The following is a 26047-nucleotide window of genomic DNA, read 5'->3' on the forward strand; positions in this document are numbered from 1 at the left end:
TAATTGTTAATTGCTAAATAGCTAATAGCTAATAGTTAATAGTTAATTGCTTTTTATAACAATTAGCTATTAACCATTAGCTGTTAGCACTAGAGTCTTCGCCAACGGCGACCGTCTTGGTTAATCAAGAGTTCTGCTTCAGCTGGTTCCCAAGTACCTGCTTCATATCTGGGAACGGTTGCTGGATCTGCGGGTGCATCCCATACTGAAAGCACTGGTGTTACTACTTGCCAAGCTGCTTCCACTTCATCTGCTCTTGTAAATAATGACTGGTCGCCCATCATACAATCTAGTAGCAAGCGATCGTATGCATCGGAGGTTGCTGCAATTCCGAAGGAACCGTATGTAAAATCCATGTCAACGGAACGAGTCCGGAACTCCGCCCCAGGCATTTTTACCTCGAAACGCAAAGAAATTCCTTCGTTTGGTTGAATCCGCATTGCCAAGATGTTACTACCCATCTGTTGGGCTGCTGATGGAAACATCCGAGAAGGAACTTCACGGAAGTGGATGGAAATCTCACTGACTTTTTTTGGCATCCTCTTCCCAGTACGCAGGTAGAACGGTACTCCTTGCCAGCGCCAGTTGTCAACCATGAACTTCACTGCTACATAGGTAGGTGTTGTAGATTCAAGATGAACGCCTGGTTCTTCATGATAACCAGGCACGGGTTTCCCTTTCATCCAACCAGCACTGTACTGACCCCGTACTGCCGATCGGTGTAAATTTTGCACATCAGCCAGACGAGTTGCTTGGAGAACTTTAACTTTCTCTGTCCGCAGACTGTCAGCATCTAAAGCGTTTGGTGGTTCGATCGCTGTTAAGCAGAAAAGTTGCATGAGGTGGTTTTGCAACATATCCCGCAATGCACCAGAACTTTCATAATACCCTGCCCGGTCTTCCACACCTACTGTTTCTGCAACAGTAATCTGAACGTGGTCAACAAAGCGACGGTTCCACAGTGGTTCAAAAATGGCATTAGCAAAGCGGAACACCAACAAATTCTGAACTGTTTCTTTACCTAAGTAGTGGTCGATCCGGTAAACTTGGCTTTCGTGGCAATATTTCTGTACCACTCGGTTCAAGCTTTGAGCAGAAGCTAAATCCCGACCAAAAGGTTTTTCAATCACCAAACGATGCTTGTACGGGTCTTCTAACATACCCGCATTTCCAAGTTGCTTGATACCCTCAGCAAAGAATTTGGGTGCAACGGAAAGATAGAAAATTCTATTTCCCCTTGTGCCGCGTTTTTCGTCTAATTCAGTTAATAAAGTATTCAGTTTTTGGTAACTTTCTGGGTTGTCCATATCCCCAGAACAATAATACAAACCTTGGGAGAAATCTTGCCACAGCCCTTCTGGACCTAGCCCATCAGAAAACTCCTCAATACCCTGGCGCATCTGTTCGCGGAAGTAATCGTGAGTCCAGTCTCTCCGCGCTACGCCAACTATAGTGGTTTCGGGGGGAATACGCCGTTCTTTGCGTAACTTGTAAAGCGCCGGTACGAGTTTGCGCTGAGTTAAATCGCCGGAAGCACCATAGATAACTATGATTTGAGGTTCGGGCATCCGTTGCTGTTGCAAACCAACCCGCAACGGGTTTTCTAGGAATGTGACCATAACAAGTTTGGTTGTGAGTTTTGTGATAAAGGGAATTGCTAATTGCTAATTGCTAATTGCTAATCGCTAATTTTTAAAAGCCATTAGCCATCAGCCGTTAGCCATTAGCTACACAGGTGACAACTGTCTCACCTTAGTTTCTAAGGATTTCATCAACGATTCAAAAGGCTGGACAAATTTCTCAATACCTTCGGTAAGAAGTTCATCCATGACAGTATTGATATCGATGTTGATGTCTGGATCTTTGAGGCTATCGATGAGTTGATACGCTTGTTCTACTCCTGTTTCCACCCGATTAGCTACATTACAGTGGTCAGCACACGCGACTATGGTCACAGGTGGTAGGGTGTTTACGGTGTCGGGACCGATCAACTCATCAACATACATCACGTCGCTGTAATTGGGATCTTTGGTGCTGGTGCTTGCCCATAACAAGCGTTGTACTTGAGCACCTTTGGTTGCCAATGCTTTCCAACGTTCGTCGTTGACGATCTTCTTGTACTCTTGATAAGCAATCTTGGCGTTAGCGATCGCGACTTTTCCTTTAACTGCTTTTAGCTTAGCTTCTACAGTAATATCGTCAACGCCTTTTTGCAATTTAGCGTCTATCTTACCATCAATGTTGGTATCTATTCTGCTGAGGAAGAAACTAGCAACAGAGGCAATTTTACTAATGTCTTTGCCTTCTGCAACTCGTCTTTCCAAACCGCGAATGTATGCCCAAGCAGTATTGATATAGCTTTGAACGGAGAACAACAAAGTGACGTTGACGCTGATTCCTTCGTAAATAGCTTGCTCAACAGCTGGCAAACCCGCTTCTGTACCGGGAATTTTAATCATCAGATTTTCCCTAGCGACTTCTTTGTAGTAGCGGCGGGCTTCTTTGATTGTTGCCTCAGTATCGTGAGCAATAGTTGGTGGTACTTCTATACTTACATAACCATCCAATCCCTTAGTTGCATCATAAACAGGGCGTAAAATATCACATGCATCGCGAATATCTGCAAAAGCTAGAGATTCATAAATTTTGTATGTAGGTAATCCACCACGGATTCCTGATTCAATATCAGCGTCATAAATAGCATTCCCAGCGATCGCTTTTTCAAAAATAGCTGGGTTAGAAGTAATCCCACAGATTCCTTTGTGTTCAACCAAGTCTTTAAGTTCACCCGAGCTAACAATATCGCGGCTCAAATTATCCATCCAGATACTTTGACCCAAGTCTTTAATCTCTAGTAATTGATTAGTCGTCATAATTGTACCTGTTTGATTCATTGCTAAAAAGCCATCAGCCATCAGCCTTTAGCCATCAGTCATTAGCCATTAATGCCCATTCTGAATAAAAGACTCTACCTTCGCTACATCCTTTGGGCTACCAATAATCAAAGGAGTACGTTGATGTAGTTTCTTTGGCACCACATCTAAAATCTCTGTATGTCCCGTAGTTGCGCGACCCCCTGCTTGCTCGATCACAAAAGCTAAAGGAGCGGATTCATAAAGTAAACGCAATTTCCCTTCTGGTTTTGGGAGTGTTCCTGGGTAAAGAAATACACCACCTTGCAACAATATTCTATGGATATCGCTTACCATCGCTCCGCTATAGCGAGCCGTGTAACCTTCTGTTCTGTGGACGTAACGGATGTACTCTCGAATTGGTTCATCCCATTGCCAAAAATTACCCTCGTTAACGCTGTATACGGAACCATGGTCGGGAATGCGAATGTTCTCTTCCGTCAGGATAAACTCTCCTAAACTTGGGTCGAGGGTAAATGAGTGAACTCCCTTACCTATAGTATAGATCAGCATCGTGCTGGGACCGTAGAGTATGTATCCTGCGGCAATTTGGTTGCGTCCTGGAGCCAGTAAATCTCGTGCTTCTCCGTCGAGATCGGTTCCTTGTTGTTGCCGAATCGAAAAAATAGAACCCAAACTGAGATTTGTATCAGTATTCGATGAGCCATCAATGGGATCGTATAGCAGGGTGTAGCGACCTATGGGGCAGTTTTCGGGAATGTAATAGGGTTTGTCCATTTCCTCAGAAGCCAAGCGACAGACTAACCCGCTTTGCTTGAACACTGAGATAAAAACGTCATTGGCATAGACGTCCATTTTTTTAACGGATTCTCCTTGTACGTTCACTTCTCCAGTAAATCCAAGAACCCCTTCCATTAAACCCGCACGGCTTAGACGACGTGCAACTAGCTTCCCAGCCAAAGCAATTCGATTCATCAACGTACTCAAATCCTGTGCTTCTGGCGAAAAGCTCTGAAGTTGCTGTAGGACATGACGGGATAATGTAGTACAATCACGGTCTAACGCCCGGTCTGCTGCTTCGTTATTGACCGACTCCAAAGATTCTGGCGCTTTAGTCATTATTATGTCCTCCCGTTCATAGTGGGTATTTACGTGGTTCATCCCGTGCGTCACAACTGTTGTTGCTGCCTCTATCTTAGAAAGGTAAATTGACCACTGAAATGGGTTTTTAGATAAAATAAAGAATCAATTCCAAATTGCAGCTATACCAAGCCGAAATCCTAATTTGGAATGGTATGCACAGTAAATATGCTTATTCATCCTGAATGTGTCGCTCGCTGTTGCCATTTCCCCGTATTTCATCCTGTAGATAGAGAGGTTAGCTTTAGCGATCGCTACAATTGCTAGTGAATCACAAATTTGTCAATTCTACTGTTATTCAGGCACCCACTCGCTGGGAAACTTGCTTCCATAAATTTGGTGATTTCTGCTAAAACCACTCTGGTAAAACGTAATGTGGCAAGCTGTGACCTTTCTCACTGGGTCACAACTTGCCGCTCGCACTTCCATTTAAGTGCCAGTAACAACTGTTTCTAGAAAACTGAGCAGTTTATAGCTTGCGTAACTAGAAGACAATTTGTTATCATCGTATTCTGCTTTTAATAAGACTCTTGTTTTTTCACCCAACTACCTCGTCGGTTGCCATTACTGTTTTCTTCTCGCGGTTTGGCTTTATTGACTCTGAGTTGACGACCCATCCATTCTGCGCCATCCAGTTCTGAAATGGCTGCATCCTCTTGGTTATCTTCATTCATGTCAACAAAAGCGAAACCCCGGAGTCGTCCTGTTTCGCGATCGGTAGGTAAAACAACTCTTTTGACCTCGCCGTATTCTGCAAATACAACTTTTAAGTCTTCTTCAGTGGCGCGGTAGGAGAGATTTCCAACGTAAATAGTCATGTGAATCACGTAAGTCGCAACGAAGAGCGAAAAGCCCAGCGTAAAGGTACAGACAAAATTAACAGCCAAGACGGGCTGAGTCTTATCTGACTTTCAGGTGAAAAATTTTGTAATGAAAATGTAACTTTGAGCAGTTACTTCGTTACAAGATTCCATTCTGTTTAGCTAAGTTTTCGCATACGCTCATATCATAACCGATCGTGTTGTTTTTCAAAGTATGAGATTTTACAAACACACATAAGTTATAATCAGTCTCTCTTATATACCCTATCTGTTCTATGGTTGACAGAATTTTATAGTGATTTTCTTAAGCTTCAAGAGAGAAATCTACCTATTTCTATAGATGCGAAATTTACTTTTTAGTACTTATCTAACTAAATTCAGGGTAAGCTTGCCTTACCCTTTAAAGCTTTACCCTGATGACAGCATCTAAACGTTAATCAATAGAGATTGTTTGTGGTCCACTTGCTTTACCATTATGTGCTTGAGTGGGAGCAGAAGTGTAAGTATTTGTACCTAATTGCTGGGAAAGCCAACTTTTAACAGGGTCATCTGCAAGATTAAGTTTTAGTACCCCAGACACAAATCCACCCATAAACGACATTGGGTGTTGGGTAAGTTGTTTAAATATTGGTGTTAATTCTTCAAGGAACATTACGAATCTCCAAGTATTGTAGTTAAAAATAAGAGGTTGGGAACTAGGGGCTTGGGTAGAGGAAGAGGAAGACCCTGACCCTCAATCCGGTGGCTCCGCCTCTTGTATTTAGTCAAGTAGTAAAACAGGTAGGGCTAAAGCCCACCAATACCATACTACGCGGGTATTTTGCCAGAAGGTCGAGGGAAAGCCTCGTAAGCTGAATTCCCAGGTTCTACCTGGGAACGAGAGATAGGCTCGCAGGGGTAGTAGTACTCCTAAACCCTAACCTCTAACCCCTCTCATTATTTTGTTCCGGCATCATGCATTTGTCTGAATCACATCCCGCAGGTCCGGCTTCCATTAACTCACCAAAATCATAGTTACTTAAAACACCATGAAAATCATCTGTTTTACGACGCATTTCGACTTCCTTCATAAATCGATCGTATTGCTCTTTTGAAATTGGCTCAAAAGGTAAGCGAGGGAAAGTTTGGAGATCGTCAAATCTGGCTAGCAGTGCAGCACTCATGTAACCTTCATCATCTCTGATGGCTTCATATATCCGCGTTCCCAAAGCTTCCACTTCATTTTCTCGGAGTTCAATGGTTGCCGAAGTGTTGTGTGTAACATAGAACTTTTGGACTTGCATATAAAAATCCGTTTGGGCGAGGGCGCTAAATTGACTGATGTCGATTTCATCAGCACCTGGTAAATCCGCCCAAAGTACAGAGACTGGAATCTCCACAAGCCATTCACTGACTCGCGGATCGAAGGGATCGTGCAACAAATTACCCTGTTCGTCTTTATCGGATTGGGAGGGAATGACATTGTAGCCGTAGTCAATACAAGCTAAAGCAACAGGGTCATTTTTACGGAAGGTGATCCGCCGCAAAAATCTTTGTGCTTTAGGTGGATGCCATCCCGGACTTGCACCTGTTAATAAGGATTTAGTACCGCTAGGTTGAACAGTAGTACAGCGGTTGGGGCGTTTCAGACCGTGGCGATCGCAGTAATCCCAAACAACACGATGAACGGTATCTTTCCAGAAACTTAGGTATTCCTGTTCTCGACGCTTAAATGCCAATCCTTGAGTTGTTTCCGGTCTTCCTTCTGCCCACCAACGCAACCAATCAACGCCAAAAGCACGGACAAAGAAATCAAATAACCCCGTGAAAGAAACACCCACAATAGGATCTAATTCACGGCTGTACTGATAGCGGGTTTCAAGAAACTTGTGGTGCAAAAGTGATGCAACAGAAAGAGATCCTGCTGTAAAAGCTTCTTCTTGTTCTTTGTAGTTCAGTGGATCGATTTGATTTAAGTGGATCTCCGATAAATTACAGTGGAAATTGCTACCTATAATTTCCATATTTGTTATCCTAAAGGCTTTTTATCCTCTAGTTCTGGAGGTTTTCCTCATACCCATAACAGGGATACAACTGGTTAATTCCAATTCAGTTCAGCATATCTTTTCTACCATAGGGTAGCCGGAGACTCGTGAGGGTATTATATTCTTGTCAGTTCTCAGTCATAAATTTTTACTGTTTGCTGAAAAGTTTCAACCCCTATGCGTTGCACTGCCAAAAGACTTTTAAATCTCAAGATTAGCTCAGGATTAGCATGCGGGAGAAGTGAGTTTTCTAACCGTTTAGCTTTCCCTGAATTTCCCCGGTTTTTTACGTGAGGCAAAATTATCTACCACACGGATTCAAGCCGAATCGAGCTAAACGATGTTCTAGCTCACTTTGAGAGATGTGAGGATATTTCTCCTGCAACCAAGCTTCTGCTTTTCCTTCTGCATAAGCCTTCAGAAAATCGACTCTTCGATCTTGAGTCACAAGTAGGTCGCAGTTAGCTCTAGCTACAGCTTCACCAGCCCATTGAATTGCACCTTCACCACTGTAGTATTGTTTGCGGACAGCATCAATACATTCTTCTAATGTAGGTTTGTAATGAAAGACTCTGCTATGGTTTGCCATCCTGAGTGCATCCCGTTCTGGATCGATGCGCCAGTTACCATTTTCGTCTTGCTGCCAAAGATTGGATTTTGCATCTGCAAATAAGCGATCGTCGCCAGAGCCTTGACGAATTCCAGCAGATCTACGGATATTACCTGCAACAATTGTTACAGCAGCTTCATCAATCAACAAACAGCATTCAACTGAATTTAACTGTCTTCCTACAGCTTTATTTAAAATCAATGCACAACGCTCGTAAAGCCCAGGCAATTTGACGGGATTGGCAACTCCTCCAAAGCCGTTCAGCCGCTCTCCTGCTTGACGTACATCACTAATATCGACAATCACTTGAACTTCTCGTGTAAACCGTTCATCTGTTGAGAGTTCCAACAATCTTTGATAAGACTGTACCCAACCTTGGCGGCTATCGCCAACATAAATTGTTACAAGATTGTTCTCTATTTTAACTTCTGTCTCCTCACGTCGGTGCTCGGGAAGGGTACTGCCAATTTCTCCTTGGACTGTGACAGATAGGCGATTGCGAATGGGAGGAAGTTGGTTGATGTATTTCGGTTCTAGAACAGCTCCAGTCCCACAGCCCATCATCGCTAAGTCCATCATTAAACCAAAAGCACTCCAATCCACAGCATTAGTTGATGTGCAATTGTAAGCTCCAGAAAAATTCTTTTGCTGCAGTAACCAGTTTGTACCTCCAACCCACAACCATCTTCCACTTGGTAATGCTTTTAAATTTCGCTGCATCCGTTCCAGGATCTCAGCCTCTTCTGGCAGAAGCTTACCCAATTCAATTAAACCCGATAAAGTGCGATCGCACACTTGCTCCCAAGTTTCTCTCACTCCACCCTCTTTACGGCGGCTGTAAGTTCTAAAAAACACTGGGTTAGCTGCAGGGGCGGTTTCCGGAAATTGGGCATTCTTTAGTCGTTCTCTTTCTAGCTCACGAACCATAATGAAGTCTTGTTGCTTGCTGACACAGATTACGACTATACGCTAACTGAATGAGAGGGTAAAGATTGCAAAATTTATGAATTTACGCTAAGTCTAAGGATATACTCAATGTTACTAGCACCTGATACTCAATCCGCTTTTTTCCCTAACGATTAGAAATCGTGGCTATACAAACGAAGTCCGCCTTCGCGGACTCAACGATCAAAGCCCTAACGATTAGAAATCGTGGCTATACAAACGAAGTCCGCCTTCGCGGACTCAACGATCAAAGCCCTAACGATTAGAAATCGTGGCTATACAAACGAAGTCCGCCTTCGCGGACTCAACGATCAAAGCCCTAACGATTAGAAATCGTGGCTATACAAACAAAGTTCGCCTTCGCGGACTCAACGATCAAAGCCCTAACGATTAGAAATCGTGGCTATACAAACAAAGTTCGCCTTCGCGGACTCAACGATCAAAGCCCTAACGATTAGAAATCGTGGCTATACAACCGAAGTCCGCCTTCGCGGACTCGATGATAAAAGGAATTCCCTTTGACACTCTCTGCCCTAAAGAGTCAGAGATTCTTAAGACTTTTCAGTCTTAATATCCGTACTAATAGGGTTCCTAGGCTCATTACGTTTGCCACAAGGGCGTAATGATATCTCCTCAAGGATGTTTCAGGCGTATACTTTCTCCCAGTCCGGGAGTAGGTTTTAACGTCTTGTACTGACAAGACTAGGATATCATGACTGTCCCTTTAGGGACAGACCGCTCGCCTACATCCATCGTCTAAAGTACGGTTGAGCCTCTCGCCGTGCTACGAGGCTCAACCTCAATGGTTTTGGCTCGCTCGATTACTTATAAGCTGTTTCACTTGGTTACTACTCATTGTTGTTGGAGGATAGTTGGAAAATCTTGCGCCATGGCGATCGCCCCTTGCTCGTGCTCTTCATCGCAATCGCAGCGAGCCTCATTCGCGATATTTCCAATTAGCAACCGTTCAAGGTGATGGACGTCCAGCCAACCGTACTGTTGTGTTCCGGGGATTTCTTGACGACACCAACCAGCTAAAAATTATTACTGATACGCGAAGTCAAAAATTTGACCAAATAAAGAATCGGGCTTGGGGAGAAGCTTGCTGGTATTTTACAAGCACCCGCGAGCAATTTCGTCTTGCAGGAGAATTGATACTTGTAGATGCCAATCATTTCGATCCAAAGATGCAAAAAGCCCGTCAGATGGCATGGCAAGAGATTTCAGACAACGCCCGCTTGCAATTCGCTTGGCCCGATCCCGGTGAACCGAGAAGCTCACAAGAGGCTTTCTCTCCATCACCTCCCGATTCAACTTTGCCTCTAGCCAATTTTTGTTTGTTACTGCTCGATCCCGTTAAAGTAGATCGTCTTGAATTACGAGGCGATCCCCAAAACAGATGGTGTTATTTGCTAGATGAATTGCAGATTTGGTCTGTTGTGGAGGTTAATCCATAATTCAGAATAATTCAGACACTCTGGTTCCCAGTAGTCCGTTGTAGTAGTTAATGCTTAATTCAGACACTCTCGTTCCCAGGCGGAGCCTGGGAATGTCTTCAGGGAGGCTCCGCCTCCAGTGACAGTTTAATGCCAACTCTGATAAAACTCTTGATAAGTCATACGTTGAGCACAATGCCATAGGAGCTTGTAAACTGCTTCATAGCGGTAAGAAGTTTGTTGATAAAACTCTTGGCTGAGATAGTCTTTCAAATCTGATACGACTTTTGGCAAATGCTCATCTTGTAGAATCGGCAGCAATTTATCAACCTCTTTTAGCAAAGAGAGTTCATAAGAAAAGCTGTGGCAAGGGCTGAGGCTTTCTTTGTTCTCTTCCTCTTCTTCAAAGGTTTGGATTAATTTGACTTTAGCCGCAATCATATTGTCAAGAAATTTTTGGTTCATTTGATTTTTCTGGGTTATTTCCTGCACGGAAACTAGCAGAGCGTCAACGTTGAGACCATTGTCTAAGTGAGCTAAATCAACTATGGTATTGAGAGCTTTTTCACAAGAATTATTAGTTTGTATCAAAACTTCAGCAGCATAGCGACGCAACCAGTCATTGCCATCGTTCTCCATAATTTTGACTAAAGTGGCGATCGCTATCTCGTTCCCTGGCTCTATTGCCAAGATTGCTCGAGCTACTTCAATATAATCACAGCAATTACCTTGATTTACCAGTAAACCAAGAAGAACTTTTATAGCTTTTTGACGTGTGGCTACAGCGACTTCATCCCAGCGAATTCTGTGAAGAGTAGAAATTGCGTTGCAAGACGCATTGCAATCTAAATTTTTTTCAATGATGGAAAGCAGCGTTGAAATCCCCACCTCGTTACTTGGGTAACGCCGCAGGAGTTCACCAGCAATTCTATAGCGGTAATAATCATCCTGAGTTGTTTCCAGCCTGTTGATAACTGTGCTTAGCGATCGCTTGTTATCTGGCTTAATAGAAAGCAAGTATGCAGCAGCTAGAGTAACACTGTGTAAGTTTTCACTTGTTTCCACAATTCGAGTTAAAGCTGTGCTTACCGCAGGACAATGCGGCGTAATTTTTCCCAAGCTAATAACTGCTTGACAGAGAAGATCGTCTTCTTTTGTCTTTTCTAACCTTGTAGATAGAGCTGCGATCGCATCCGTATTACCTGGAGCGATTTTTTGTAAATGCATAGCAGCCTGAAAGAGAACATCGCTTCGCTCAGTAGTTTCTAGAATATTGACTAAAGCTTTCTTAGCAGTCGCATTACCAGGATCTATACGTAATAAACATTTTGCAGCACAACAACTGATTCTGTCATCTTGATTCATTTGCAGGAACTTAGTGAGGGCTGCAATCGCTGTTGAACTGCTATAAGCGATTTTATCCAATGCCACAAATATCTTTACGTAAAGGTAGTTCCAACCAAAGCCTTTATTTGAAGTTATCTCAAGTAAATCGACTAAAGCTGCAATCGCATTTTCATCATTACAAGCAATTTCGCCCAAACTCTGACATATTTTGCCCAGAGTCCTTTCATTTTCCGTAACTTGTAGCAGTTTTACCAAAGCCGTAATCGCTATTTGATTTCCTAAGTCTATTTGTCCCAATCTTAAAGCAGCGTCTTGTAACACAAACTGACTTTCTGTAGTCTGAATTAACAACTCAAAGGCAGCAATTACTCGTTTTTTATCTGTTAAGTTCAAGACTACTTTTGCTTCTTCTTGTAATGGTTTTGGAAAGTTTTGCCAACCAAAATAAACATAACTCCATTGCAGTAGTTGTTGAACAATTGCATCCCCTAAACTACATTCTTCAAAATGATTCAATGCTTCTGCTGCTAGCAAGTAAGCTCGAGATCGGTAGAAATTCCCACAATCGTCTTCAAAATTTAGTAAGAGTTTCATAAACTCTTCTTTAAGTTCGTTGGGAATATCCTCTCGACTAAACCAGTGAAGAATTTCCGCTTTACACTGTGGCTCAAAAATGCGATAAATACTTTGACTTAGATTATGGGGAACGTGGTACAAGAAATAGCTAAAATCATGCATTGCCTCCTACTCACCCAAATGTGAGGCGCAAAGAACATTAAAACATATGATAACACTCTTTGTACAATAAACTGGGTCAGTACTTAGCTTCCGCTTGTCAAGCTTCCAAATACATCTTTATCAGATTGAGTACATATTGTAAGTCAATATAAACTTTTGTCTTAATACTGCTCTATTAAGAGAAATTGTAGGTTCGGCTTACCGTCGAGAACCCCAACAAATGCCAATAAATGTTATGTTTATTACTCAAACAATCTACTTAATTGCGCGTTTTTACACAAAACATACACAGTATAGACTCTTGCCTTTTCCTATGGTACACGTTTTACCCGTAACTCCAATAGTTTTATTACTGGAGGCTTTCTACTATTTTTTTCTCCATTGCCACTAATAAAGCTAAGTTTTCTTCTAGCGTTTGCTTGCGTTGACGTATTCTTTTTAATCGTTGCATCTTAGCTTCCTGGCTAAAAAATTTGTCGAAGAAGGTATCTTTCTCTTCATTTGCTATTCGTCCAATACATGGATCTTTGTCAATTTCATCAAGTGCTTGCCATATTTCAAGAGTTTTTGGTGTTGGGGTATCGTCAGTTTGATTCATAGTGTTAGTTTAATAAAATTACTAATCAAATATTTATAAGACTTCTCGATCATTACGAATTGCTGACTCGCGAGTTTCTCCATGAGTGCAGGGCATAACAACGCGATCGGCAAACTCTAGTATCATAACTAAAAAAAGCCTGACTTCATCTGACCATTGGATAACCATGCTGTATCAACTTATAAATCCTCGTCCTCTCGTATTTCTTTCCTATTTGTAAGGGCGCAATGCTTTGCGCCCCTAAAGTAGATGGTGGTTATCATTCGTTAAAATGGCTCTTTTCTAGCCACTAGTCCGCGATCGCCTATCCCGTGATTAAATTCCTGCACCATCCAAAAACTCTTCTATGATCTTATTGTCAATTCGGCAACGAGAGCGAGTTTCTGCAAACACTGGCTCCTCTGTTAGGATATGAGTCTGAGAAGAGTATTGCTCTTTCAAAGCAGCGGTTAGGTTGGTAACTGACAAGTTTTGTTGCACGTCTTGCAGCTGTTGAATTTGCTGTTCGAGTTGTTCAAGTCTATCTACTAAAGCACGTATCACTTGCGCTTCAGCATCTGGTAGACTTCCGTGTTCTAGCGGATTGACACGAACTCCAGAACGATAGAGAATCCGACCGGGTATGCCAACTACAGTACAGTCAGATGGAACATCACGCAAAACCACCGATCCGGCTCCAATGCGGACATTGTTACCAATCTGGATATTGCCGAGCACTTTTGCACCTGCTCCAACGACAACATTTTCACCCACAGTAGGATGGCGCTTACCACATTCTTTGCCCGTACCACCAAGGGTAACACCTTGGTAAATTAGGGTATAGTCTCCAATAATTGCTGTTTCTCCAATAACCACGCCCATTCCATGGTCAATAAAAACTCCTTGTCCGATTGTTGCACCGGGGTGAATTTCTATTCCAGTTAAAAACCGAGCTAGGTGGGAAATGAGACGGGGAATAAAGGGAATACCAATGCCATACAACCAATGAGCAAGGCGATGAAATAACAGCGCTTGCAACCCAGGGTAGCAAAACAACACTTCTAACCAGTTGCGAGCCGCTGGATCTCGGTCAAATATAATGCGGAAGTCAGTCAAAAGAGTAGATAACACGCTTATAAAACTCTCGTTTTGCCAAACAAGTTACACTCTATCTTAACGTTAATTGCTAACTGCTAATTGCTAATTGCTAATTGTTTGCCAGTCTGACTTCAGCCATTGACCATTAGCCATTAGCCATTAGCCTTGCTCCTGTACCGTAAGAGTATAATTCCGCCTTTCTCCCGGTTTAAATGTGCCTACCCACACGCGATATGTACCCGCTTTCCAAGTGCTATCTATGATGCTAGCGTCTTTATTTCTACCAGTATCATCGCCACACCGAACTATGCTGTTATCTGGTCCTTGAATGACCAATGTTGTATCATTACCACCTGTGTCAACTTGTATCTTGAGGCGAGAAAAATCTTTTTCCAGAATTAGGATGTGGTCTGGCTTGGGATCTCCATAGCCAATACAGACATTTCTGTTGCGATCGCGATTGCTAATAGCCGACAAGGAGTACGATCCACCTGTATAACCTGCTATTGTTCCTTTCGTTGATTCAAACCCAGGTGATAGCGCTAGCTTACCAAAGTTTGCTGTATCTGCAAACACGGGTGTAGAAGCAAGTGCGGTAAATGTAGCTAGGAGCCAGGCGCTTTTTATCGTAGATAGGGGGCGATTGCGTTTCATGATACCCCTCCCTTGTGTCTGAGTATAGTTTTTTTCTATACTCAAACTATCAGGAAAAATATTGAAATTTTCTGATCTTGTGGCACCTTTGATTGTGGCACAGGAAATAATAAAGCGGGGTAATGGGGATTTGAGCAATAGGTAAGAAACAATACCCATTCTCCATTCCCAGTTACCCATTAACAACTAACTATTAAATTGAAAAAACACACCACCTTTAAGCAAATCTGTATCGCTACCGTAACTGCTCACTGTTAGCGATCGCAAATTTTGAAAAAAGGATTTGCCAACGACTTCCACAAGTTTAAGAAAGGGGAGTTGACTTTCGATAATTGGCTGACTCTTTGTCCAATCGACATAAACATAGCCCTGATTGGGTTTTGGTAGAGCAGCAATACTATTTTGGAAATCACTCTTGTTTACCAAAGAATCTTCTTTGGCTGTAAGCGCTGCATCCATTGCCTCAATGGAAGAGGTGATAATCTCGTAATTACCTACATCTGCGTATGCTCCCAAAACCTTTGCTTGAATTGTATAGACCTGTCGGTCTTTTGCAAGTGCAGATTGACTGGAAGTAGCGGCTAACTCTGTCCAAGCAGATATTTTTTGTTCCCCTATCTTGAGGGAATTCAATGAAAGCCCCCCTGATGAAGCAATTTCATTTAAATGAGCAATGGCTGCTGGTGTCTCTTCTGATTTTTCTGCTACAAAAATCCAATCGGGATTGATTTGGTCTTCACGGGGTAACAAACCTATGGCATACTCTCCCCGTACCCAATCAAAAACATCATCTTTCCAATTGATATTCCAGTGCTTTTGAACTTCAGCTAGAGGTTGCAGCAAACCAGAGAAGACATCTTCCTTGGAACCAGATATAACTGCGATCGCTTGTTGCCAAAGTAGGGCTAAATTACTGTTATCCAAATTACTTAAATTGGAAGAAGCAACTGACAAACCCGCAGAAGCTGGAATATACTGCAATGCACCAACTGGTTGTGCGATTTCTGTAGTGGGTGAAAGCAAATTTTTTTCTTTTGCCAGTAAAGCGGTTTCCGCTATTAATCCTTTGCGATTCGTGACTAAAGAGACAATTTGACTGTTGTAAGGTGCGGTTTCACTTTCCAAGCCCTGCCATTTTGCCACGGTGGGGAGATTCAGGAAAGCAACTGCAAGTGCGTCCTTGGGTAAAGCTTTTATTGCTTGCTGGTATTTACTGGAACTCATCAAATTCAAGTCTGGGGCTTGAACGTTATTAATGGCATCGCGCAAAACTTTTGGATCGTTAGCAAATAATACAAAATTATCGCCTACCACTGCACCAGCAAGAGCATTTTGAATTTGAGATTTTGGATTTTTGGTTTTAGATTGGCGATTGGGAACTGAAAAATATCCACCTAGTTTCTCTTCTGCGGGTGTTTCCTGTGGAATCTCATAAATCAACTTTACACCCTTGTACTGTTCAACAGTTAAGTTTGCCCCAGCGAGCGATCGCTTGGAAAACAATAATTCTACAAATTCACGGCTTTTTTCTGGTTCTTTGGTAGCTAGTGCCATAAGATACCCAGGATTACTGCCATTTTCCGGTTCCCGATCCAAGTCCAAGGTAGTTACAGCCAGTGTGATTTCCTGACCCAACCACGGCTGAATATCTTTTTGGTAATCAATATCCGTATTTGCCAATAAGCTTGTTTTTAGCTTGGCGATTTCTCCATCTCGTTCCGAATTTGGCAAGCGTTCCGGATTTGTCAGCAACGACACCATCACTGGCGCTTGCTGGGAAACAAAGATAGCAGCATTTGGCTGTCCGGAAGGGATAGCGAGGTTGGATGGGGCTTTGGCGCTGTTACAAGCAGCGGTACCAAGGAGAAGCAGCATGAGGAGACAAGCAGTTATGGCTTTGAAAAATAAGCGTTGTGTCATATTTGTTACATAGACTGTTAGAGGCGCACAAACAAATATATAGCTGCTGGACGATCGGCAGCGTCACTACTAGGATTTAGTTTAAATCGTTAACGCTCATTGCCCGCGTGCTTTAAGCATAAGTACTACGCCTTGGTAATCTTTTGGAATTGGCAGGTCGTTGGGGAGGGAAGAAGTTGGGGATCTGTCGATCGCTCAATAACAAAAAAACAGCCGATTTTCTGTCAACATAAAAATACACGCATTATCGTAAAACTTCATGACAGGCAAACCTTTTGAGCAAGAGTTCACCCAAGTGAGCGTTGAGGAACTGGGTCAACGTTTATCTTCACAAGAGCCAGACCTTCAGCTTGTGGATGTACGCGAACCACAAGAAGTGGCGATCGCTAGCATAGATGGCTTTGTCAATCTACCTTTGAGTCAATTTGCTAATTGGGGGGAGCAAATTCAAACTCTCTTGAATCCTCATGCTGAAACTTGGGTACTCTGTCACCATGGCGTCCGTTCTGCCCAAATGTGCCAGTGGTTAATGACACAAGGGTTTACAAATGTTAAGAACATTGCAGGTGGAATTGACGCCTACTCTTATTTAGTCGATCCTTCCATCCCTCAGTACTAATTCCGGGCGATAAAGTTTTTTTTACAACTCCTTACCATGGCAATTCTGACTAGCTTTTGCTATCTTTAACACAGTAAATTCAGCTTCTAATCTTTGTAGAACAAGTCTCTCTCTTGCTCAACCACTCTCTATTTATTCTGGGTTGGGTAAAAATTAGTAACTTAAAATACAGCGTCTTTTAGAAGCTTATGAAATGATGCATGGTAGATGCAAGTTTTCTAACTCGAGCGATTCAAGCTTTTTAATCCAACTCACTTTGTGTTAATGAACACTTTATTAGGGGCTATACTGGAATTTTACTCTACCTATTTCAAAATAAATACATACTTTGATACCTTGCTTTACCAATATTAATCCTTTGTGGGCTTGTCTCCATTAACTTTTTCAAACTTTACTTAAAATTCTGCTTTAGTAACCCATTCCCTTATGCAAGTTCAGTTAACCAATCGGCAACAACATATACTTTGGGCAACCATACGTCATTACATTGCTACAGCAGAACCTGTTGGTTCCAAAGCTCTTGTTGAGGAATATAACCTCGGTGTGAGTTCGGCAACTATTCGCAATGTGATGGGCGCGTTAGAAAAATCAGGGTTCTTGTACCAACCCCATACCTCTGCAGGAAGAGTTCCTTCCGATTCAGGTTATCGAATTTATGTCGATCGGCTAATTACACCTTCTGAAACTTTAGGTAAGGAAGTAGAGGTTGTACTCCAACAAAATCTGAAATGGGAAGAGTGGAGTTGGGAAGCAATTCTGCAAGGAGCTGCACAAATCCTTTCTACCTTAAGTGGTTGCATTACTCTCATCACCATGCCACAAACTGGTGCTGCTGTTATCAGGCATCTGCAACTGGTGCAAATTGAAGCAGGACGAGTCATGCTGATTGTCGTCACAGATGGATATGAAACCCATTCAGCAGTTTTGGACTTACCTCCCGAACAAGACAACGTACAAACCGATGCGGAAGCCATCGACCATAAATTACAAATAGTATCTAATTTCTTAAACAGCCATCTGCGGGGGCGCAGTTTGGTGGAACTTGGCAATCTCGATTGGAGCGAACTGGATCGAGAATTCCAAAGTTACAGCAACTTTTTGAAAAAATCATTGGCAGAACTTAGCCGTCGCACTCTTAAACCATCTGCAACACAAATAATGGTTCGCGGTATTGCTGAAGTTTTACGTCAACCAGAATTCTCGGAATTACAGCAAGTGCAAACGCTTATCCACCTGCTGGAAGAAGAACAAGACCAACTTTGGCAGTTAATATTTGAACAACCAGAAGCTGAGGAAGTGGGTAAGCCACGAGTCACTGTTCGTATTGGTTCTGAAAATCCTTTGGAACCCATCCGTACTTGCTCGTTGATATCCTCTACATACCGTCGAGGTTTAGTACCTGTGGGCAGTGTAGGTGTTTTGGGACCAACGCGCTTGGATTATGAAAGTGCGATCGCGGTCGTGTCTGCTGCTGCTGATTACCTGTCAGACGCTTTCAGTTTGTTCAACTCTTAAGAAGGTTATTGGTTAGTTGTTAATGGAAAAACTACTAACGACTAACTACTAACTAGTAATAAGTTAAATTATGCTGAGAAAAATTGCCTTTGGGATTTTGTGGTTGAGCGTGATTCTCTACGCTTCTTTCTTCGCCCCTCCGAACCAACCCGATACGTTTGAGTTGATTAAAAATCTTTGTATTGGTCAGTGGCAAGGAATCAATCCTTTGGTAATATCGCTCTTTTATATTATGGGCGTCTGGCCTTTGATTTACAGCGCGGTTATGTTTGCTGATGGTAGAGGGCAAAGACTTCCTGCTTGGCTGTTTGCCACAGCTTCTTTTGGGGTTGGAGCTTTTGCTTTATTGCCTTATTTATCGCTACGGGAGCCCAATCCAAAATTTCCTGGCAAGAAGAATCTTTTTTTGGCAATACTAGATTCTCGCTGGACTGGTATTGCTCTAACTGCTGCCACTGTTGTACTAGTTGCTAGCGGTATTGGGGCTGGTGATTGGGGAGATTTTGCACATCAGTGGCAAACCAGCCGCTTTATCCATGTCATGAGCCTTGATTTTTGCTTGCTTTGTCTGGTGTTTCCAGCGTTACTTCGAGATGATATGTTCCGTCGGGGGCTAGATAATCCTCAGATCTTCTGGTTAGTTGCATTGATACCTCTGTTTGGACCTTTAATCTACTTATGTATACGTCCGCCTTTACCTGAGTTGGACGCAGAGGTTAGAAGTCAGGAGTTAGGGATTGGAAGTTAGGGAAAAGCATGAATAGAAAAATAGCTCTTTGGTCATTGTGGGCTGGATTTATTGCCTACATTTTATTTTTGTCACCTCCGTTACATCTAGACGAAACACTCGCTCTCTTGAAAAACATATTTACCTTAAATTTGTTGGCAATTAATCCAGTTGTACTCTCAATTTTTGCGCTAGTTGGTATTTTGTTGCTAATTTATAGTGGTGTTTTGTTCTTTGATGGCAGAATGCAATCGATTCCTTTTTGGCCTTTTGCTTTAGCTGGTGTTGGTGCGGGTATTCTTGGTCTTTTACCTTATCTAGCCTTTCGGGAACCCAATCAAGAATTTGCAGGACGAAAGGACTCTTTTTTGAATTTTCTAGATTCTCGCTTGTTCGGTCTTATTCTCACTTTCAGCACTCTGTCCATACTGGGTTATGGTTTGTTTTTTGGTGATTGGGTAGATTTTTGGCAGCAGTTTCACAGCGATCGCTTTATCAACGGTATGAGTTTGGCAGTGTGTCTTTTTTGTCTTTTATTTCCCACAGTGCTTGGTGATGATATGGCAAGGCGAAGATTTCACAATCCTGAATTGTTTTGGGCTGTAGCGCTTGTGCCCCTACTTGGTCCCCTTGCGTATCTTTGCCTGCGCCCTGCAATACTGGAAAATAATATTGCTCAGTATCGGCAAACAACATTAGTTCGTAATTCTTGAAAGGAATTTAAACAAAATAATTGCGACTTATATCGTTTTATGAAATGAAAAGACTCCTATAGGTTAATGGTGTAAAGACGCGCTATAATAGCACGTCTTTACACTATTTCTACTTATCGCGGTTAAGGTGAAACTGTCTCAGTCTTTGATTTATAAACTTTTGGCAATTGCCACCACGCTGCATGAGGATATTCATGGTGTTCGTTATGATAGCCAAAATGATAGCAAGTCAGAAATGACAACCAAACGGGAAGTGAGATTGTTTGAGCGCGATGGGGTTCTGAATAACCTTCTTCTGGTTCTTGATGGGGTAAGAAAGTCCCAAAATAAAATAGCTGTATGGAACTTAAGATGGCAGGTAGTGCCCAAAAGTAAGTCAAATTATCTTTGGGTATGTGAAGGAAGTAATGAGAAAGGTTATAGAGACTTGTTAAGACAATAATTTGCTGCCAGCTCCAGTAATTCTTCATGAAATACAGGTACCAGGCAAAAAAGTTTTTCTGCTTACCATTATGGAAGTCTGGATCTGATTCACTCGCAGGATGGTGGTGATGTACCCAATGCTTTTTGAGTAATTTACTATAGGATAACCAACCGTAAAGTAACAATGAAAATGAGCCGATAAAGTGATTGATTTTGCTATTTTTAGGAAATACAACTCCATGCATCGCATCGTGAGCAGTAATAAATAATCCCGTATAAAGAAATGTTTGCCAAATTATCCCTAGTAATAATGTTATAAAATTAAATTTAGAAATATCTACTGAAAGCAAGTAAGTTAAGCTGGCTGCCCATATACCTATTATGGTAATAGCAATAAAAAGCCCAGTAGTAGATTCACCGTTTAATTTTATGTGAATTTGAGAACTGGGTGGTTTTTCTAATTGTTGAATCACGCTATTGACTCCATCTTGGGTGAAAATTCAAAAAATCATGGTAGGGCAAACAGATCGCTCATCAGACAATCTCTAAATTGCGATCGGCTCCGCGCTTCGAGCAACACCAGCATTTCTATTGTATAGAAATATTAAGATACTTTAATAATTACATACCCAACAACTATCTTTGGTTTAAAGTTTTTTCTTGATTTTGTACTGGGTGTGGCGGGATGGTATCGATTGCTTGGAGTTGTAAGATCCCCGACTTCTTGAAAAAGTCAGGGTTCTGAAGAGATTTACCCATCAAAATTTATCAGGCAGACCAGTAGTGTGTGATTATCGAGGAAGAAGATTGAGTACGTCACGCACTACACTATAGCTATTGAGATCCCATAGTAGATAGGCGAGAAAGCCAATCATTGCCAGACGTCCTTGCCATAGTTCGGATTGAGGCGTGAATCCGAATTTTACAGCATTGCGATCGCTACCATTGTATGCCTTTTCAGTTGCATCTGTAGGATAAAGTCCCATTGTTAAGTTTCCTTACGCATTTAACTTACATTTTTCATAGTATTGACTCCTGCGGTTATCGCTATCTGTCTGCAGTGCCAAACAGCTAGTTCATCTCAAGAATGAGTTTCTTGGGATGTATGTAAATTTTTATCTAACAAAAGGACTGTAGAAGCTCTATCTACACTACCTAAAAGAAGATTTATGTGTAGACAAGTAGTATTGCTGTATACATTTCACCCAACTTCATTATGGGAATTAACCGCTCGTTGTGAAGCTTCAACCTGCAAAACAACCAATGTCATATCATCGGTGTTTTGCCTGTCCTCACCAATGAATTGTTCCACGCGGTCAAATAGATAATCGAGTATCTCTTCCGGACTGTTACAAATCCGACAAGCATAGTTAAACGCAACAAGAAGGTTTTCTTCATCAAAGCGATCGCCACTTGCAGATGCGGCATCCGTTAACCCATCTGTGTAGTAAAGAATAGTATCGCCCGGTTCTAACTGGGCGCGGGCATCTTCATATTGGCTGCTGGCATCCAAGCCAATCAGCATACCATAACTATCCAAGCGCGTGACTGTTTTTGTAGTGGCATGCCACCACATGGGAGGGTTGTGGGCAGCGTTAGTGTATGACAAAATCCTGGTTGCGGGGTCATACTCCGAATAAAACATAGTGACAAAGCGGTGGGAATTTTCCAAATCCGCATACATCACTCGATTCAGATTTTCTAGAATTTGACCTGGGCTATGACTGTGTAAAACTTCTCCCCGCAACATTCCCCGCATCATAGTCATAATGAGTCCAGCGGGAACACCTTTGCCCATGACATCCCCAATCACTAAACCCCAGCGACCGTCCATTTCAGCAGAACGACCGTTGTTGTTGTACTGAATTTGATGGTGATTCGTAGGAATAAAGTCATAGTAATCCCCACCAACACGATTGGCAGGTTTACAACGAGCTGCAAGAGCCACGCCTGGAATGGTAGGGTATTGGCGTGGTAGAAGTCTTCTTTGAATTTCCGCACCAATTTCTAATTCTTGGTCGAGACGTTCTTTTTTCCTCAGTTCTACAGCTAATTCATCGTTTTTGATCGCCACCGCAGTTTGATCTGCGATTAACCGAACTAACTTTTGTCTGGTTTCCGTCCAACTGTACTCAGGATCGCGACTTAAAACATACAGCCATCCTCGTTCTGTGTGTTTCACTAGAATTGCTGTGCCAAAGATGTGTATGTCTGGTCCCAAATGGCGATGCATGTGGTCATCCAAGACTCCTGTATTTGTTGCTAAAGGTTGGGAGTTTGGCACATAGGTAATCTGGCTGCTGACTGTTTCTAAGGCTTTGCGGATATTTTTACGCTGACGGCTATCTTGCCAGTGCAGTTGTTCTAATCTCACTTGACCGTTCGGTTTATACAAAAACAACGCACTTCCATCCGCATCTGTTACCCTTGTCGCCATAAGTGGAATCAGTTCCAGAAACTGATTGAGATTGTTGAAACTTCTAAGGGCAAACCCTAAAGAACTGAGTAAATCTTGAATTTTATTTTGTTCTCGATGTAGCCGTGCCACAAGCTCTTTCAGCGCTATTACAGGAGTTACATCCGTACCAGCACTGGTCTTGTTATTGTCAGTAGGTTGAGAGGGTGGTTGAGGCACAGGCACAGTTATAAATTGCACTTTACTTAAGCAGATCTTAGATTAGTTATAAATACTTCTGTTCTGGCATTGCTAAATCATATTGTGACAATATTGTCAATTTAGCAAGAGTAGAAAGACGGCAAGCATCTGATTTTTATACACATTTTTTTATCTCAGTCAATAGATATCTATAAGCTAAGTGTTTTGGATACAAAACAGATTTTGAAATAACTACTTTTTTGATAAGCGCTAAGAGGCTTACAATTTTCTCATGAATTACTTATTTTGTCACCTCCCATCAGAAATATTAAAAATAAAAAGTGTTGGAACTATTCCCACGGCACTGACAACATTTAAACTACCATTAGAGAATAATTTGCGATCGACATTATCAGGAATTCCAGACATTTTTCAGACATACCGATACCCCCTTTCCACTAGAAGATTACTGACAGACGGAGGGTGGGCAATACTCGCAAATCGCTAGCATTGCCCACCCTCCAAAAATTGGTAATCGTTAGAGCGGGAACGAACTAATTGTTTAAGTGCGTAAAGCCTTGCACCCTCTCCATTGAGTAAGTATCAACGACTAACCACTTAAAAGTGCTTCCACAAACTCGTAGCTAGAAAAAGGTCGTAGGTCTTCAACACCTTCGCCCGCACCAATAAAGCGAATAGGTAAGCCAAGTTGCTGCACGACAGCAAGAGCAACTCCCCCTTTGGCAGTTCCATCAAGTTTTGTTAACACAACACCACTAAGCTGCGCTGCTTGGGAAAAGACTTCTGCCTGTCGCAGCCCATTCTGACCTAGTGTCGCGTCTAAAACCAGTAGAGACTCTACTTTAGCATTAGGGGCTTTTTTATCAATAATGCGACGAACTTTACTGAGTTCATCCATTAAATTCTTTTTATTCTGCAGTCGTCCTGCGGTGTCTACCAACAGTAATTCTGTGTCTCGTGCGAGTGCGGCAGAAATTGCATCAAATACAACAGCTGCTGGATCTGCATTTTTTGCAGGATTAGCAATAACTTCGACACCACTTCTCTGACCCCAAATTTTTACTTGTTCTACAGCCGCAGCGCGGAAGGTATCAGCAGCACCTATCAAACACTTATATCCAGATTTATTGGCTAAGTGGGCAATTTTACCAATAGTAGTAGTTTTACCTACTCCATTGACTCCAGTCATCAACCAAATATTGAGGGTTTCCTTTTCTGGTGCAAAGGAAACTTTACCGGATTTCTGTATTGGCGTGTCCAGCATATCCCGAAGGATTGATTTCAGATATGCAATACCTTCTTCTGGTGGTAATGCTTCTTGGCGAATCCTTTTTTGTAAGGTACTGATAATATGGTCTGTTGCTTCCACACCCACATCAGCTTGCAAAAGCAAGGATTCTATTTCTGTGACAGCTGCTTGGTTGAGAGGTCCTTGACCAACAATTGCTTTAAGTTGGTTGAGTATATTACGGCGAGTTTTGTCTAAACCTTGGCGCAGTTTTTTCAGCCAAGTAATTTCTTCAATCGAAATGTCTTCAGGACGCCTCCCTTGAGCGGCTAAGACTTCTGTAGACCACAAAAATCCTTCATCAAAGGCAAACCCAGGAATTTCCCCTTGTTCGGGCGGTGCTGTTGTTGCAGCTGTTTGTAAGACCTCTGGTTCTGGTTGTTCGATCGCAGTGGCAATCAGACGTTCTTGCTTGGCTTGCCTTTCTGCTGCTGCTCTCTCTAAAAAAGAGAGTGTTGCTGGTGCTGCTGGTTGAATTTCCTCGCTTGGAACGACTGTTGGTTCTGTAGCTACACCTTCATCTATCCCTAACTCCGAATCACCTTTAATGTCTAAAGGTGACTCTGAACTCTCCACTTCCGGTGCTTCTGTTACAGCTTCCTCTACTGGTGCTACACCGAGTTCGTCTTGGATTTGGTCATCAGTACTTGGTTGACTCAGAAGAGCTTCCTTGTCTACCGTGTCTACCGTGTCTATAGTTGCTTCGTCAGATGGAGTAACATATTGCTCGTCACCCTGCTGTCTTTGCTGAATATTTTTGTAAGCTGCTTTTGCATAAGCCAGCAAGTCTACAGCTACCTCGGTTGCATTCTCTGCCGTTGACGTTGCGGCTTGTTCTAGCTGGGTTTCTTGTACAGCAGGTGTTTCTGGTTGCTTATCTTCAGATGGAGTACCAGAAGGCTCATTATGTTGACGGCGGAACCAATTAAAAACCATTGCAGCTAGAGTTGTTTTGACGTTTCCCCAGTCCGGGGGTAGGTTTTAATGTCTTCTACTGACTATCCTATAGTACTATTTTTTTGACTTAGGGCGTCAATCCACGATTGATTAACTCCTTTGGCTTTAGCCGAAGGAATTCTTAAGAGAAAGCTTGTGCCTCTCAGGCTAATCAATCAGCCCCTAACCTTTCATCGCAAACAAGAGAGGGCGAACAAGGGAGGGGTTTCCCACGCCTGGGGAACTGGTAACTCCCAAGGGTCACTGGTCACTGGTCACTGTTGATTTTGTTTGCTCGATGACTCGTCGCAAAACACCATTGATAAACCTATGGCTATCTTCTTCGCTGTACCGCTTAGCTAGCTCGACAGCTTCATTAATCGCGACGCTTTGAGGTACTGTAAGATACCTCATTTCTGCTACAGCAATTCGCAAAATATCGCGATCTATGTGAGCAAGGCGAGCAACTTGCCAATCCACCAGGGCGCTGGATATTTGTTCATCTATAGAACTACGGTTGTCATTGACAGTGAGAATGATGTCTCTGGCGTATTCTCTGACTTCTCTATGTTGATTTGCCAATTGAATGAGTTCTGGAAACTCCACAGCAGCTGCTAACTTGTTAATTGCTGTTTGTGTATACTCAATTGCTTCTTTAACCATCGCTCTAGCAGTATCGACATCGTTCGTGCGAGTTTGGCTGCTCAACAAGCGATCGTTACCGCGTTGTAGTTCCGCTGCGGCATTATCTAGGGTATCCTGCACTTCATCTTTGAGAGTGCGTACTGCAGCCAGTACCAGCGTGGGTACTAGCCGATCTTGCTCCATCTTCTCCAATTTTTTAGGATTTACAGGCAACTGGCTGAGACTTAAAAGTGCCAGTTCGCGGGCAATTTGACGGGGTTTTCGCTCTTGCATAAAAATTTAATGAAGGGGTTAGTAGTTAGTTGTTATGGGTTAGTTGGGAAGGGGCGCAAAACTCTGCGCTTGTGAATAATTAATAGTGCTAACTTAAAGCCATTAACC

21 protein-coding genes and 2 pseudogenes are annotated in these 26047 nt (G+C 42.5%); 6 read left to right on the forward strand and 17 right to left on the reverse strand.

From position 1 onward, the window contains the following. Nucleotides 1-89: 89 nt before the first annotated feature. The 6 genes and pseudogenes from zwf to nrdJ form a co-directional block, all read right to left on the reverse strand. Entirely contained in the window at nucleotides 90-1619 is a 1530-nt protein-coding gene (gene zwf / locus HC643_RS17815; protein WP_038073498.1) for a glucose-6-phosphate dehydrogenase, read from the reverse strand. A 108-nt stretch (nucleotides 1620-1727) separates the two neighbouring features. Next, nucleotides 1728-2873: a transaldolase gene (gene tal / locus HC643_RS17820; protein WP_038073501.1), complete on the reverse strand. Its 1146-nt coding sequence runs from the start codon at nucleotides 2871-2873 to the stop codon at nucleotides 1728-1730. A gap of 69 nt (nucleotides 2874-2942) precedes the next feature. Further along, nucleotides 2943-3992 (reverse strand): class 1 fructose-bisphosphatase, encoded by a 1050-nt coding sequence (fbp, locus tag HC643_RS17825; protein ID WP_038073504.1) that lies wholly within the window; start codon nucleotides 3990-3992, stop codon nucleotides 2943-2945. Between the two features lie 539 nt (nucleotides 3993-4531). Next, complete coding sequence (locus HC643_RS17830) at nucleotides 4532-4831, reverse strand: RNA recognition motif domain-containing protein (protein WP_038073596.1); 300 nt, start codon at nucleotides 4829-4831, stop codon at nucleotides 4532-4534. Between the two features lie 436 nt (nucleotides 4832-5267). Further along, a complete protein-coding gene (locus HC643_RS17835) occupies nucleotides 5268-5486 on the reverse strand; it encodes a ssl0294 family protein (RefSeq protein WP_038073508.1) in 219 nt (72 codons plus the stop codon). Nucleotides 5487-5757: 271 nt separating this feature from the next. Continuing rightward, nucleotides 5758-8395: pseudogene (gene nrdJ / locus HC643_RS42595) on the reverse strand (ribonucleoside-triphosphate reductase, adenosylcobalamin-dependent). A gap of 890 nt (nucleotides 8396-9285) precedes the next feature. On the opposite strand from nrdJ, the gene HC643_RS17850 reads away from it, so the two are divergent. Further along, nucleotides 9286-9870 carry an Npun_F5749 family FMN-dependent PPOX-type flavoprotein gene (locus HC643_RS17850; RefSeq protein ID WP_038073511.1) on the forward strand — a complete coding sequence of 195 codons (585 nt, stop codon included), beginning with the start codon at nucleotides 9286-9288 and terminating at the stop codon, nucleotides 9868-9870. Between the two features lie 126 nt (nucleotides 9871-9996). Here HC643_RS17850 and HC643_RS17855 read toward each other — a convergent pair whose 3' ends face one another. The 6 genes and pseudogenes from HC643_RS17855 to HC643_RS17880 form a co-directional block, all read right to left on the reverse strand. Continuing rightward, nucleotides 9997-11934: a HEAT repeat domain-containing protein gene (locus HC643_RS17855; protein WP_050045921.1), complete on the reverse strand. Its 1938-nt coding sequence runs from the start codon at nucleotides 11932-11934 to the stop codon at nucleotides 9997-9999. A 349-nt stretch (nucleotides 11935-12283) separates the two neighbouring features. Further along, entirely contained in the window at nucleotides 12284-12532 is a 249-nt protein-coding gene (locus HC643_RS17860; protein ID WP_038073515.1) for a hypothetical protein, read from the reverse strand. Nucleotides 12533-12568: 36 nt separating this feature from the next. After that, nucleotides 12569-12700, reverse strand: a pseudogene (locus HC643_RS42140) (type II toxin-antitoxin system HicB family antitoxin); the annotation flags it as partial. A 147-nt stretch (nucleotides 12701-12847) separates the two neighbouring features. Beyond that, nucleotides 12848-13642: a serine O-acetyltransferase gene (cysE, locus tag HC643_RS17870; protein ID WP_038073517.1), complete on the reverse strand. Its 795-nt coding sequence runs from the start codon at nucleotides 13640-13642 to the stop codon at nucleotides 12848-12850. Nucleotides 13643-13768: 126 nt separating this feature from the next. Beyond that, nucleotides 13769-14263, reverse strand: a complete 495-nt coding sequence (locus HC643_RS17875) for a hypothetical protein (RefSeq protein WP_038073604.1) — start codon at nucleotides 14261-14263, stop codon at nucleotides 13769-13771. Between the two features lie 186 nt (nucleotides 14264-14449). Further along, complete coding sequence (locus HC643_RS17880) at nucleotides 14450-16183, reverse strand: DUF3352 domain-containing protein (RefSeq protein ID WP_038073519.1); 1734 nt, start codon at nucleotides 16181-16183, stop codon at nucleotides 14450-14452. Nucleotides 16184-16442: 259 nt separating this feature from the next. Here HC643_RS17880 and HC643_RS17885 point away from each other — a divergent pair, with 259 nt between their 5' ends. From HC643_RS17885 to HC643_RS17900, 4 genes are all read left to right on the forward strand, one after another. Then, nucleotides 16443-16802 (forward strand): rhodanese-like domain-containing protein, encoded by a 360-nt coding sequence (locus HC643_RS17885; protein WP_038073521.1) that lies wholly within the window; start codon nucleotides 16443-16445, stop codon nucleotides 16800-16802. 426 nt (nucleotides 16803-17228) lie between these two features. Beyond that, nucleotides 17229-18317 carry a heat-inducible transcriptional repressor HrcA gene (gene hrcA / locus HC643_RS17890; protein WP_038073523.1) on the forward strand — a complete coding sequence of 363 codons (1089 nt, stop codon included), beginning with the start codon at nucleotides 17229-17231 and terminating at the stop codon, nucleotides 18315-18317. Nucleotides 18318-18387: 70 nt separating this feature from the next. Next, on the forward strand, nucleotides 18388-19065 hold the full coding sequence (locus tag HC643_RS17895; protein ID WP_038073525.1) for a hypothetical protein: 678 nt from the start codon (nucleotides 18388-18390) through the stop codon (nucleotides 19063-19065). Nucleotides 19066-19073: 8 nt separating this feature from the next. Continuing rightward, nucleotides 19074-19757 carry a hypothetical protein gene (locus HC643_RS17900; protein WP_038073527.1) on the forward strand — a complete coding sequence of 228 codons (684 nt, stop codon included), beginning with the start codon at nucleotides 19074-19076 and terminating at the stop codon, nucleotides 19755-19757. A 122-nt stretch (nucleotides 19758-19879) separates the two neighbouring features. Here the strand turns inward: HC643_RS17900 and crtW are convergent, their stop codons facing one another. The 3 genes from crtW to HC643_RS17915 form a co-directional block, all read right to left on the reverse strand. Beyond that, nucleotides 19880-20650: a beta-carotene ketolase CrtW gene (crtW, locus tag HC643_RS17905; RefSeq protein WP_072040767.1), complete on the reverse strand. Its 771-nt coding sequence runs from the start codon at nucleotides 20648-20650 to the stop codon at nucleotides 19880-19882. 321 nt (nucleotides 20651-20971) lie between these two features. After that, a complete protein-coding gene (locus HC643_RS17910) occupies nucleotides 20972-21166 on the reverse strand; it encodes a chlorophyll a-b binding domain-containing protein (RefSeq protein ID WP_038073529.1) in 195 nt (64 codons plus the stop codon). A gap of 215 nt (nucleotides 21167-21381) precedes the next feature. Then, nucleotides 21382-22821: a PP2C family protein-serine/threonine phosphatase gene (locus HC643_RS17915; protein ID WP_050045922.1), complete on the reverse strand. Its 1440-nt coding sequence runs from the start codon at nucleotides 22819-22821 to the stop codon at nucleotides 21382-21384. Nucleotides 22822-23068: 247 nt separating this feature from the next. On the opposite strand from HC643_RS17915, the gene HC643_RS17920 reads away from it, so the two are divergent. Further along, the gene (locus HC643_RS17920; RefSeq protein ID WP_137986317.1) at nucleotides 23069-23284 is read left to right on the forward strand and encodes a hypothetical protein; all 216 of its coding nucleotides are present in this window, start codon (nucleotides 23069-23071) and stop codon (nucleotides 23282-23284) included. 102 nt (nucleotides 23285-23386) lie between these two features. Here the strand turns inward: HC643_RS17920 and ftsY are convergent, their stop codons facing one another. Then, the gene (gene ftsY / locus HC643_RS17925; RefSeq protein ID WP_038073531.1) at nucleotides 23387-25021 is read right to left on the reverse strand and encodes a signal recognition particle-docking protein FtsY; all 1635 of its coding nucleotides are present in this window, start codon (nucleotides 25019-25021) and stop codon (nucleotides 23387-23389) included. 261 nt (nucleotides 25022-25282) lie between these two features. Next, on the reverse strand, nucleotides 25283-25939 hold the full coding sequence (nusB, locus tag HC643_RS17930) for a transcription antitermination factor NusB (protein ID WP_038073532.1): 657 nt from the start codon (nucleotides 25937-25939) through the stop codon (nucleotides 25283-25285). Between the last annotated feature and the right edge of the window lie 108 nt (nucleotides 25940-26047).

Origin of the sequence: Tolypothrix bouteillei VB521301 (genome assembly GCF_000760695.4) — a bacterium.
Lineage (GTDB): Bacteria > Cyanobacteriota > Cyanobacteriia > Cyanobacteriales > Nostocaceae > Scytonema > Scytonema bouteillei_A.